Here is an 11360-nt window from a genome sequence, read left to right as displayed (position 1 = left end):
GTGCCCGAACTATCCCCGTAACACCGTGCACCCTCCACAGAGGACACCCCAACCGCACCAGCCCGGCCCGGACGCCTCAGTCCGACAGGCAGGCGCGGAGGGCGGCGGTGAGCCGGTTGGCGCGCTCGTCGCCCATCCCGCGCATCTGGTTGACCACATAGCCGAAGCCCACCTGATGCTCGGCGTCGGCGAAGGCCAGGTTTCCGCCCGCGCCATCGTGGCCGAAACTGCGCTCACCCAGCAGCGGCCGGGCAGGTGGCGAGTGCAGCAGGAAGCCGGTGCCCCAGCGCTGCCCGGTGTCCGGCGGGCCATGCCGCTGCTGACCACGCGAACGAACGACCACCGCGTCGTCCACCGACACGGCCGTGAGCAGCGGTCCATCCTGGAGGTTCGACACGCAGGCGGCGTAGAGGCGGGCGAGGCCGTCCGCGGTGCTCACCGCACCCGCGCCGGGGACACCGGCGGCCCGGATGGCGCCGTCGTTGAAGCTCACCAGACCGCCGGCGTCGGCGGGAAAGGCGAAGGCACCGCCCATGGTGATGCCTCGTTCCGCGACCGGGTCCACGAACGGGTCGGCGTCCGGAGGCGGCGCCAGGCCCCAGGCGACGGTGTCGCGCTCGGCGGCGGGAAGCCCGAGCCAGGTGCGCAGGCCGAGCGGGTCCGCGACGGTGTCGGCGAAGAACGCACCGGGGAGTTGCCCGGTGACCCGGCGGATCACCTCTCCGACCAGCCACCCGTAGGTCATCGAGTGGTAGCCGTGCGCGGTGCCGGGCACCCACAGCGGTGCCTGCGCCTCGATCGCCTTGATGACCGGATCCCAGGCCAGGACCTCGTCGAGGGTCAGCGGCCGATCCACTGCGGGCAGACCGGCCTGGTGGGTGAGCAACCAGCGCACGGGAATCTGCGCCTTGCCGTGCGCGCCGAACTCCGGCCAGTAGCGCGTCACCGGGGCGTCCAGGTCGAGCCGGCCCTGTTGGACCAGCAGGTAGGCGCAGATCGCCAGGATCCCCTTGGTGCAGGAGAAGACGACGACCGGTGTGTGCGCGTCCCAGGGCCGCCCGGTGCGGGTGTCGGCCACCCCGCCGTACAGGTCGACGACCTTGCGGCCCCGCACGTAGACGGTCACCGCGGCACCGACCTCTGCCCCGGAGCTGAAGTTGTCGCGGAAGACGTCGGCGACGCGCCCGTAGCGTTCGTCGACGTCGCCGTGGATCTGCGGCTCGATGACCACTGCCTACCCCTTCACTGACCCCTGGATCAGGGCCTTGATGAACTGTCGCTGGAAGATCAGGAACACGATGAGGGTGGGGGTGAGAATCAGCAGCGAGCCGGCACACAGCAGCACCAGGTCGGTGCCCCACTGGCCCTGGAACGCGCCGAGCGCGCCGGCCATGGTGCGTTTGGTGGCGTCGTCGACGAGGACGATGGCGAGCAGGAACTGGTTCCACGTCCAGAGGAACATCAGGATCGTCAACGAGGCGATCGCCGGCCGGGCGAGTGGCACCTGGACCCGCCAGAACAACTGCCACGTGCTGCTGCCGTCCACCCGGGCCGCCTCGGACAGCTCGACCGGCACGTTGGTGAAGTGCGCCCGCATCCAGAACACCGCGAACGGCATGTACAGGCCGATCAGCGGCAGGATGATGGCCCAGCGCGTGTTGAGCAGGCCGAAGTCCTGCATCTGGTAATAGAGCGGGGTGACCACGGCCTCGAAGGGCAGGGTCAGACCGAGCAGCAGGAGGCCGAAGACCAGTCGGCCACCGGGCACCCGCAGCTGACCGAGCCCAAAGCCGGCCATGGTCGCGATGAGCACCGACACCGGCACGACGCCAGCCACGATGAGCAGGCTGGAGCGGAGCAGGGCACCCATGTTCGCGGCCGTGAAGGCGTCGGCGAAATTCCCCCACTGCGGGTCGGACGGCCACTCGAGGCCACTGGGCACGGTGCCACGCGGCTGCAACGCCGCCGAGAGCATGCTCACGAACGGCAGCAGGGTGACGACGATCAGGGCGATCAGGAAGACGCGGCCGGTCACCTGTTCGCGTCGGCTCAGGTTCACGGCTTCTCCCCTCGGGTCAGTCGCTGGATCGGCAGCACACACGCCAGCACCAGCAGCATGAGCACGACAGCGAGCGCCGAGGCGAGCCCGACCTGCCGCTGCGAGAAGGCCAGCCGGTAGATCTCCAGGCCCGGCACGGTGGTCTGGAGGCCGGGGCCGCCGCTGGTGGAGATGTAGACGATGTCGAAGCTCGCCAGCGCGGCGATGATCGTCACCGTGAGGCAGACGCCGATCTCCTGGCGCAGGCTGGGCAGGGTCACGGCGAGGAATTCGCGTACCGGCCCGGCGCCGTCGAGACGGGCGGCCTCGTACAGCGCTGGATCGATCTTGCTCATGCCGGTGACCAGCAGGATCGTGCAGAGGCCGAGCAGGACCCAGGCCCCGATCACGCCCACCGCAGGCAGTGCCGTGTCGAAGTCGCCGAGCCACGCGCGGGCGACGCCACCCAGCCCGACCGCGCGCAGCACCTGGTTGACCAGACCGTTCGACGAGAGCAACCAGCTCCACGCGATGCCCGCCGCCACCAGGGGGATGACCTGCGGCAGGAACAGGATGGTCCGGACCACGGTCCCGAACGCGCCGGTGGTGATCCGGCGGACCATGCTGGCCACCAACAGCCCGAGCGCCACGGGAATGAAGCTGAAGAAGACGATCAGGACGACCGCGTTGCCGATGATCTTCAGCAGGTCGCTGTCGGTGAAGACGGTGAGGTAGTTGTCCAGGCCCACCCAGCGGGCCACCCCGATCCCGTTCCAGTCGTAGAGCGAGTACTGCAACGTCAGGACGAGCGGGCGCAGGACGAACACCGCGTACATCACCAGGGCGGGCAGGACGTACAACCAGCCGGTCCCGGCCGCGCGGGCCCACCGAAACCGGTAGGCCCGCGTGGGGGTGGGACGGGCACGACGATCGTCACGCCCGGTTGGTGCGCTGCCGAGGGCAGACGTCATCGGGACAGTTCCTTCTGATACTCGGCCTGGACCGCCTTCACGTACCCCTCGGGCGTCTGTTGGCCGGCGATCAGCTTCTGCATCTCCGGCGTGATCGCGGCGGCGAAGATGCCGCCGGTCGCGTTCGCGGTGAAGTCCACCGCGCCGTTCTCCGCACCGAGCTGCTGCGACGCCTTCAGAGTCTCGGCCAGCACGGTGTTTTCGGCGGCGCTCGGCACCGGCAGGTCACTCGGGCCGCCGGGGCTGGAGCCGCCGACCGTCACCGAGATCTCGCGTGCCTTGGCGTTGGTGTGGACCCAGTTCAGGAAGTACGCGGCGGCGTCCGGGTTCTTGGCCTTGGCGGAGACGCCGAAGGTGTTGGGGGCGGACATCGCCACGTGCTTCGCACCGGGAGACTCGGTGGGGAAGAGGAAGAAGCCCACGTTGCCGGGCATCGCCTTGTCGAGGTTGGCCGACTCCCAGTCGCCGTTGAACATGAACAGGCCGTTGCCCTTCTGGAACTCCCCCACCATGCCCGCGTAGTCCAGGGCGTTGGCGTCCTTGGTGAAGTAGCCGGCCTGCGCCCACTTCTGGATGGTCTGGGTGGCCTTCAGGGCGGCCGGGGTGTCGAAGGTGGCCCCCGGCTTCTGGAAGATCCAGTCAGCGACCTGGGTCGGGTCGCCGAACTGGTTCTGCAGCGCCTGGTGCGGGAAGTTGATGCCCGCGGTGTTCTTGTTGAACTGCATGATCGGCTGGACCCCGCCGGTCTTCGCCTTGGCCAGCAACTCCTCGAACTCGGCGACCGTGGCCGGCGGCTGGGTCATGCCGATCTGAGTGGCCAGCTTCTTGTTGTAGAAGACGCCGGTGACGCTGTAACCGAGCCCCATCCCGTACAGCGAGCCGGTGCCCCGGGTGTTCTCGCCAACCCGCAGCTGCATGAGCTGCGAGGCGGGGAACTTGTCCCAGCCGTACGCGGTGAAGTACGGGTCGAGGTTCTTGAGCAGGTCGTCCTTGACCAGGTCGACCATGGTGGGGAGTCGGATGATGTCGGGCGAGTTGTCCGAGGCCATCACCCGCGGGGCGTTCTCCACGATCACCGTGAACTGGTCCTCGCGAATGTTGAACGTGACGTTCGAGTGCTGCTTGGAGAACTCGTCGGCCAACGCCTTGGCCAGCGGGAAGCCGGTCTCCGCGTACATCTGGAGGGTGATCGGGTCGGCCCCCAACTCCGTCTTGACGGCGGTGTCGGACGTCGGGTTCGACGACCGGTCCTCCCCCGGCGCGCTACAGGCCGTCGCGGTCATTCCGACCGCCAGCAGCGACGCGAGGAGCACCGTTCTCCGCCGCGGAAACTTTGTCAGCAATTCTGCCATTTCATGACTCCTCGACATCTCCACGCGTCGCGCGGCCCAGGGGCCGCGCGACGGCTCCACCGGGACCACCGCGACTCCGGTGGCGGCCACGACACGTACGCCGTGACCAGTCGCCCGAGCGCGGCACCCGTACCGTCAGCAAAAAGGAACCCGGCACGGCCACCGAAGGCGCCTCTGGATGCACCAGAAGTGGTCGCTAAACTGATTTAGCAGAGCATGCGCGTGGCACGGGAAGCTGTCAAGGACAACTTGGCAACGGTGCGGAAACGTCGGGGTCACACCACGCCCGACGCGACCGACGCGGGATCCCGGACGGCGACGCATCATGATGGGCAGGAGCGGCGTCAGTGGCGCCGCGCCTGATTCGGAGGACTGATGGGCCGCAACAGAGCAACACTCGCCGACGTCGCGCGCAGAGCCGGGCTGTCCAAGACGGCCGCGTCGATGGTGCTCAACGGCAGAGAGGGCACCCGACTCTCAGCCGAGGCGCACCAGCGCGTGTTCGCCGCCGCCGAGGAGCTCGGCTACCGGCCCAACCTCGCGGCGCGCAGCCTGCGTACCCGCAAGACAGCGACCATCGCGTTCGTGTCCGACATCGTGGCCACCACCCGGTTCGCCGGCGACCTCATCCGCGGCGCCCTCGACGCGGCTCGTGAACGCGACCACGTCCTGCTCATCACCGAGACGCAGGGCGACGCCACCTTCGAGCAGTACGCGATCGAGGCTGTCCTCGACCGGCAGGTCGACGGCGTGATCTACGCGGCGATGGCGACCCGCCGGTTGACGGTGCCCGCCGCGATCCTCGGCGGCCCGGTGGTGCTGCTCAACGCCACCAGCCCCGACGGCCTGCCCAGCGTGCTCCCCGACGACGAGGGGGCCGGCCGCTGCGTCGCCGCCGCCCTGCTGGAGCTTGGCCACCGCGACGCGATCGCGCTCATCGGCCGCAACCGACTCAAGGAGGACGACCCCGAGGTCTCGCTCGCCGCCCGTGCCCGCCTGCACGGCATCCGGCAGACGCTGGGCGAGGCGGACGTCAGCCTGCTGGCCGAGTGCTTCTGCGCCGAGTGGTTGCCCGAACACGGTTACGCCGCCATGCGCGCTCTGCTGAGCAAGCCGAAGCGCCCCAGCGCGATCATCTGCATGAACGACCGGCTGGCCTTCGGCGCCTACCAGGCACTCGGCGAGGCGGGGCTTACCGTCCCGGAGGACATCTCGGTCATCTCGTTCGACGACGACCCGATCGCCGCCTGGCTGCGTCCCAGCCTGGCCACCACGGCGCTGCCGCACGAGCAGATGGGACGGCGCTCGGTCGAGCTGCTTCTGGACGGCGGCGCAGCCGAGCCCTCGCTCGTGGCGATGCCCCTGCGCCGACGCCAATCCCTCGCGCCTCCGGCCGGCTGACCCCCGCCCCGCCGAACCGGCCAGTCGGGCTGGCCTCGTCCGCCGCTAAAACGGTTTAGTGCTAGGTTCCGACCATGCTTCGCCTACCCGACCACTGGGTGTGGGACAGCTGGTACGCGCGTGACGACAACGGCCTCTGGCACGTGTTCTTCCTGCGCGCGTCCCGCGCCCTGCACGATCCGCACCGCCGCCACCGCCGGGCCACGATCGGCCACGCCGTCTCGACGGACCTGCGCTCGTGGCGTCTGGTCGCCGACGCCCTGGTCCCCGCCGACACTCCCAGCTGGGACGACCTGGCGACCTGGACGGGCTGCACGGTCCGCGGGCCGGACGGACGGTGGTACCTGTTCTACACCGGGGTCGGTCGCGCCGAGGACGGGCTCGTCCAACGCATCGGACTGGCCGTCTCCGACGACCTCACCACCTGGCACCGGCACGGCACCGAGCCGATCGTCCAGGCCGACCCCACCTGGTACGAGCTGCTGGACAAGGAGCTGTGGTACGAGCAGGCGTGGCGTGATCCGTGGGTGTTCCCCGACCCGGACGGCAAGGGTTGGCACATGCTCATCACCGCCCGCGCCAACACGGGGCCGGCGAACACCCGTGGCGTCGTCGGCCATGCCACCTCCACCGACCTCGTCACCTGGACCGTCGCGCCGCCGCTGTCGACACCGGCCGGCTTCGGTCACCTTGAGGTGCCCCAGGTCGCGGTCCTCGACGGGCAGCCGCTGCTGCTCTTCTCCACCGACGCCACCGGCAGCGCGCGGCGCGACGACCACCGGATCTGGGTGGCGACCGGCGAGAGCACCCTCGGCCCGTGGGACATCGCATCCGCTCAGCCGTTCACGCACCCGCACCTGTACGCACCTCGGTTGGTCCCCGGACCCGCCGACGGCTGGTCCCTCGTCGGTTTCCTCGACCACGTCAACGGAACGTTCGTCGGGGAACTCACCGACCCCATTCCCGTGCGCTACGAAGCCTCGGCCGGGTTGGCCGTGGCCGAAGGGCCGTAACCGGACAGGTCCGGGCTGAGGCGTGTCGCCCCGGCCCGGACCTGTCGGTGCCCAGCTGCTAGGTCAGCTGCGCAGCTGCCACTGCTGGTTCGTGCCGCCGTTGCAGGCCCAGAGGATCAACTTCGTGCCGTTCGCCGTCCCGGCGGCGTTCGCGTCCAGACAGAGGCCCGACTGCACTCCGGTGATCGTGCCGTTGGCGTTGACGTTCCACTGCTGGTTGGTGCCGCCGTTGCAGTCCCAGATCACCACCGTGGTGCCGTTGGTGGTGCCCTGGCCGGAGGCGTCCAGGCACTTGGTGCCGTAGACCATCAGCTGCCGGCTGGCGGTGTGGGTCCACCGCTGGTTGGTGGCACCACTGATGCAGTCCCAGATCTGGGCCTGCGTGCCGTTGGTCGTGCTGGAGTTGCCGATCTCGGCACAGCGGCCCGACTGGACGCCCACGATCTGCACGTTCTGCGGGTTGGTGCTGCCGCCGCTCTGCACACCAGCCGCGTTGATCACCGTCTGCGCGCCCGACGGCCAATTGCCGTTGCTGACCGTGACGTTGCCGTTGACGACGTTGCCGCGGTCACCATTGGTCACGTTCGTGCTGTTGTTCGTCGACCAGTTGTTGGTGACGGTGAAGTTGCCCATGTTCTCCGCGTACCAGTAGTTGGCGGTGGCCCAGGTGCCGGTGGAGGAGAACACGTTGTTACGGGCGGTGTAGTAGCGGGAACCCTCGTCGAAGTAGAGCCCGAACCAGCCGTTGGTCCGCAGGCAGTAGTTCTGGTTGATGGTCCCGCCCGGGTTGGCCGACAGCGTGTAGATGCACCCGCCGTCGGTCATCTGCTGCATGACGTCGTGCACGTAGTTGCCGATGACCTGGTTGTTGGCCGCGGTGGTCGCCGTCGTGTAGCGCGGCTGGTAGTTGTACAGGCCCCGGTTCGCGTAGTGCTGGCTGCCGCCGGCGTCGTTGGCGCCCCAGCCGTACCCGACCGACAGACCGGTGTACGGCATGTTGTAGACCTCGTTGTACGAGACCGTCGCCGTGTTCACGTAGGTGGTCAGGATCGAGACGACGCCTCGGTACTCCAGGCCGAGATCGTGCACCCGGTTGTTGCTGATGGTGATGTTGCGGTTGACCATGCGCTGGTCGCTCGGGTGGTGGGCATCGGCGCGTACGCCGCCGACCACGATGCCACCGGCGGAGTTGCGGGCGATCTCGGAGCGGGTGACGGTGATGTTGCTGGCGGCCAGGCCGACACCGCTGGCGTGCGCGTTGGCGTCGTTACCGATGCCGATGGCCGTCTGCCCGAGGTTGACGAACTGGGAGTCGCTGAAGGTGATGGTGTTGGCGGCGGAGACCTGCACGGCGGCGGGCATCTGGTTCCAGTTCGGCCGGGTGGCCTCGAACTGGGGGCAGCCGGCCTGGCAGGAGGTCAGCGCGTCGGACGGACGGGACCACGTGCCGGTGATGTGGGCACCGGTCTGCTGGTCGGCGAAGCCGTTGCTGCTGCTGGGGCCGAGCCAGCTGGTGCCGGTGAAGGTGATGCCGCTGAACGAGATGTGGTGCGCCGGCGCGTCGAGGGTGCCGCCGACGTTGACCAGGGACTGCAACTGCGGCAGCTCGACGCTGACGGAGCTCATGTTCTGCCCGGCAAGGGGGATGTAGTTGAGCTGGCCGTTGCTCGGGTTGAGGTACCACTCCCCCGCCGAGTCCAGGAACTCGTACGCGTTGGTCAGGTAGAAGGGGCCGGCGCGGTGCGGGCTGGAGAGGGTGTCGAACCCGAAGGTGTTGTTGTTCCACGCGGGCTGCTGCATCGTCAGGAAGTTTCCGCTGATGCTCTGCACCGGCGAGTACCGGTCGGTGAACGAGCCGACGCTCTCCACCTCGACCCGGTTCTGGTTGCCCAGGTTGTTGAGGTAGTTGAGCGCGCTGTTGGTGAACCGCATGCCGCTGGTCGTGAAGGTGAAGTCGGACCGGTTCACGGCGGTCCGCGCTCGCGTGGCGACGGCTCCGTTGACGTAGAGCTGCCGGGAGTCGAGCCCGGCGCCGACGTTGGCGCGCCAGATGTTCTTTCCGGCGTCGACCTGCGACCAGCCGGTGACCGCCCGGGCCCCGGTGATGGTTGGACGGGCGCCGGCGGCCGCCCGCCAGATCACCTGATAGCCGTTGTTGCCCGAGTCGGCGGCGGTCAGTCGCATCGGCGCCGAGAGCCGGTACGCGCCATTGGCCAACTCCACGACGATGTCGCCGGACATCGTGCTGTTGATCGCCCGGACCGCGGTCTGCGCGGCGCTCAGCGCACACGGTTGGCTGGCCGAGCAACTGGTGCCGGTGCCGGTGGGTGACGCGTAGAGGGTGGTGGTGGCCGCGAGGGCCGGGGACGCCGAGGCGGTCACCGCGACCAGGGCGGTCACCGCGGACGCGGCGGCGCCAGCCAGCAGTCGGCGCAGCGGCGAGATGGACGAGGACACGGGACGGTGCTCCTGACGTGAGAACGAGGTGGGGGTGGTGGGACGGCCTCGACCAGCCCGGGGGTGGCGGGTCGTGGCGGTCATCCGAGGATCTCCCGGAGATAGCGCAGGCCATCCGTGGCGAGACGGTCCTGCGAGGGTGCCAACGGGCGCCAGATCGCCGCGGCGGTGGCGATGGTCTCGTTCTCCGCCGTGAACGACTCGATGCAGATCGCGCCCTGGTAGCCGGTGTCCCGCAGGACGGTGAAGAAGCGGGGCCAGTCGAAGTGGTCAGCGCCGGGAGCGCCCCGGTTGGTGCCGCTGACCTGGACGTGCTTGATGTGCCGGCCGGCGAGGGCGAGGGCCGCGTAGGGGTCGGCTTCCTCGATGTTCATGTGGTAGGTATCGATCATGATGCCGACGTTCGAGGGCAGACCGTCGATCAGCTCGACGGTCTGCTCCATCGTGTTGACGACGCTCGTCTCGTAGCGGTTCAGCGCCTCGACACCGATGCTCACGCCCAACTCGCCCGCCCGCTCGGCCACCGGCGCCAGGGCCCGCCGGAAGTCCGCGTAGCAGGCCGCGCGGGCCGCCGGTGACATCCGCCAGGTGCGGCCGACCGAGGCGTACACGGGACCGCCGACGCATCCAGCGCCGACGGCCGCCGCGTTCGCCACACAGCCCATGAGGTACGCCACCGTCGACTCGACCACCGCTGGCGCGGCGTCGACCAGGTCCCGCCCCGGCGGGGTGACCGCGCAGACGCCGGCGGCGACGAGGCCGTGCGCCGCCAGCAGGTCCCGGGTACGCACCGGATCCCAGTCGCCGGGCTGCTCGATCGGCAGCTCGACCGCGTCGAAGCCGAACGCGGCGATCCGCGGGATCAGCTCGGCCAGGGCCTTGTCGTCGACCGGCGAGGCCCACACCCACGGGTTGACGCCGATGGCGTACATCGGGCCCTACTTCCAGCGCTGCGGGTAACCGGGCAGGTCCGTGCAGCCGCACATCGCGTAGTGCAGCGGCGGCATGCCCGCGTCGAGGTACTGGTCCAGGTTGTCCTGGGTGACGGTCGGCTGCGGCAGCTTCCACGGGCTGGACACCTGCTGGCCGTCGAGGATCCGCAGCGCCGCGATGATCGGCGTACGCCACTGGTAGGTCGGGTACGTCGGCGCGATGGCGGTGAGCTTCTTGTCCTTCCAGATCTTCAGGAAGTCGAGCTGGTCCTCACCGTTCATCGGCGGAACCGGCTTGCCCGCGTCCTGGAACGCCTCGACCGCCGCGACGGCCACCGCGCCGGCGTCCATCCAGACACCGTCGATCGTGCCGTACCGCTGGATGTAGTCGTCGACGATCTTCTTGGTCTTGGCCGGATCGCCGTCGGTGAACTCGACACCGACGACGTCGACCTTCGCCTTGTCGAACGCCACCTTCGCCGCCGACCAGCGGGTCTCCAGCACGTCCACGCCGGGCAGGATCCGCAGGGCGAGGACCTTGCCGCCGGGCTTCATCTTCTGACTGACGAACTCGGCGCCAACGTGGCCGAACCCGTAACCGCCGATGGGGTTGATGAACGTCACCGGGCACTTCGTGTTGACGCCGCGGTCGAAGACGACGACCGGCAGCCCGGCCTGGCAGGCCGCCTCGACGGCCGGGGTGAGCGTGGCGGTGGTGTTCGGCGAGACGATGAGCGCGTCGCAGCCCTTGCCGAGCAGGTCGTTGATGTCCGCGATCTGCTTCTGGTCCTTGCCCTCGGCGTCGACGTGCACGAACTCCTTGATGCGGCTCTTCTGCGCCTCGACCTCAGCCTGCATGGTCTTGAACCCGACCTGCCGCCACGGGTTGTTCAGCGCCGCGTTGGAGAAGCAGATCTTGTGTGGGCCGCTCTTCTTGAACTTGGCGGTGTCGACCATCGTCGGGTTGAGCACCTGCTCCCACGGCTTGTCGGCCGGACCCGTCGGGGCGGCGGTGAGCAGCGCGAGCTCGGCGTCGTAGTCGGCTTGCACGAAGAACTTCGACTGCTCCCCGGTGCCCGAACCAGCAGCGGTCGCGCTCCCCGAAGGGCTCGCGCCCGGCTCATCGGTGGCACAGGCGGCGAGGGACAGCAGGGTGACGGCGGCAAGCGCCGCCATGGAACGTCGCACTATGGTTT

At 69.1% G+C, this 11360-nt stretch carries 9 protein-coding genes; 2 read left to right on the top strand and 7 right to left on the bottom strand.

Annotation, left to right across the window (positions count from 1 at the left end; all coding sequences use genetic code 11):
• Positions 1 to 76 precede the first annotated feature (76 nt).
• The 4 genes from IF46_RS0129170 to IF46_RS0129155 are packed head-to-tail and all read right to left on the bottom strand — an operon-like array spanning position 77 to position 4361.
• Positions 77 to 1231 carry a serine hydrolase domain-containing protein gene (locus IF46_RS0129170; RefSeq protein ID WP_084598097.1) on the bottom strand — a complete coding sequence of 385 codons (1155 nt, stop codon included), beginning with the start codon at positions 1229 to 1231 and terminating at the stop codon, positions 77 to 79.
• Positions 1232 to 1234: 3 nt separating this feature from the next.
• Positions 1235 to 2059 (bottom strand): carbohydrate ABC transporter permease, encoded by an 825-nt coding sequence (locus tag IF46_RS0129165; protein WP_030491610.1) that lies wholly within the window; start codon positions 2057 to 2059, stop codon positions 1235 to 1237.
• The gene (locus IF46_RS0129160; RefSeq protein ID WP_030491609.1) at positions 2056 to 3009 is read right to left on the bottom strand and encodes a carbohydrate ABC transporter permease; all 954 of its coding nucleotides are present in this window, start codon (positions 3007 to 3009) and stop codon (positions 2056 to 2058) included. Before IF46_RS0129160 ends, IF46_RS0129165 begins: the two co-directional genes overlap by 4 nt.
• Positions 3006 to 4361 (bottom strand): ABC transporter substrate-binding protein, encoded by a 1356-nt coding sequence (locus IF46_RS0129155; protein WP_030491608.1) that lies wholly within the window; start codon positions 4359 to 4361, stop codon positions 3006 to 3008. Before IF46_RS0129155 ends, IF46_RS0129160 begins: the two co-directional genes overlap by 4 nt.
• A 375-nt stretch (positions 4362 to 4736) precedes the next feature.
• Here IF46_RS0129155 and IF46_RS0129150 point away from each other — a divergent pair, with 375 nt between their 5' ends.
• A complete protein-coding gene (locus IF46_RS0129150; protein WP_030491607.1) occupies positions 4737 to 5762 on the top strand; it encodes a LacI family DNA-binding transcriptional regulator in 1026 nt (341 codons plus the stop codon).
• 74 nt (positions 5763 to 5836) lie between these two features.
• Positions 5837 to 6775, top strand: coding sequence for a family 43 glycosylhydrolase (locus tag IF46_RS0129145; protein ID WP_036393632.1), 939 nt, complete (start codon positions 5837 to 5839; stop codon positions 6773 to 6775).
• A gap of 63 nt (positions 6776 to 6838) precedes the next feature.
• Here the strand turns inward: IF46_RS0129145 and IF46_RS0129140 are convergent, their stop codons facing one another.
• The 3 genes from IF46_RS0129140 to IF46_RS0129130 all read right to left on the bottom strand — a co-directional run bounded on the left by IF46_RS0129140 (position 6839) and on the right by IF46_RS0129130 (position 11352).
• On the bottom strand, positions 6839 to 9232 hold the full coding sequence (locus IF46_RS0129140; protein WP_030491605.1) for a ricin-type beta-trefoil lectin domain protein: 2394 nt from the start codon (positions 9230 to 9232) through the stop codon (positions 6839 to 6841).
• 80 nt (positions 9233 to 9312) lie between these two features.
• On the bottom strand, positions 9313 to 10164 hold the full coding sequence (locus IF46_RS0129135) for a sugar phosphate isomerase/epimerase family protein (RefSeq protein WP_030491604.1): 852 nt from the start codon (positions 10162 to 10164) through the stop codon (positions 9313 to 9315).
• A gap of 6 nt (positions 10165 to 10170) precedes the next feature.
• The gene (locus IF46_RS0129130) at positions 10171 to 11352 is read right to left on the bottom strand and encodes a substrate-binding domain-containing protein (protein WP_232234210.1); all 1182 of its coding nucleotides are present in this window, start codon (positions 11350 to 11352) and stop codon (positions 10171 to 10173) included.
• Between the last annotated feature and the right edge of the window lie 8 nt (positions 11353 to 11360).

This window comes from Micromonospora chokoriensis, from assembly GCF_000718555.1.
In the GTDB taxonomy this organism is placed as follows: domain Bacteria; phylum Actinomycetota; class Actinomycetes; order Mycobacteriales; family Micromonosporaceae; genus Micromonospora; species Micromonospora chokoriensis_B.
This window is presented reverse-complemented; position numbering and strand designations above follow the sequence as displayed.

Excerpts from the sequence above, each read along its gene's own strand:
- IF46_RS0129160 (WP_030491609.1), bottom strand. The coding sequence starts at position 3,009 with ATGACGTCTGCCCTCGGCAGCGCACCAACCGGGCGTGACGATCGTCGT.
- IF46_RS0129155 (WP_030491608.1), bottom strand. The coding sequence starts at position 4,361 with ATGGCAGAATTGCTGACAAAGTTTCCGCGGCGGAGAACGGTGCTCCTC.
- IF46_RS0129150 (WP_030491607.1), top strand. The coding sequence starts at position 4,737 with ATGGGCCGCAACAGAGCAACACTCGCCGACGTCGCGCGCAGAGCCGGG.
- IF46_RS0129145 (WP_036393632.1), top strand. The coding sequence starts at position 5,837 with ATGCTTCGCCTACCCGACCACTGGGTGTGGGACAGCTGGTACGCGCGT.
- IF46_RS0129135 (WP_030491604.1), bottom strand. The coding sequence starts at position 10,164 with ATGTACGCCATCGGCGTCAACCCGTGGGTGTGGGCCTCGCCGGTCGAC.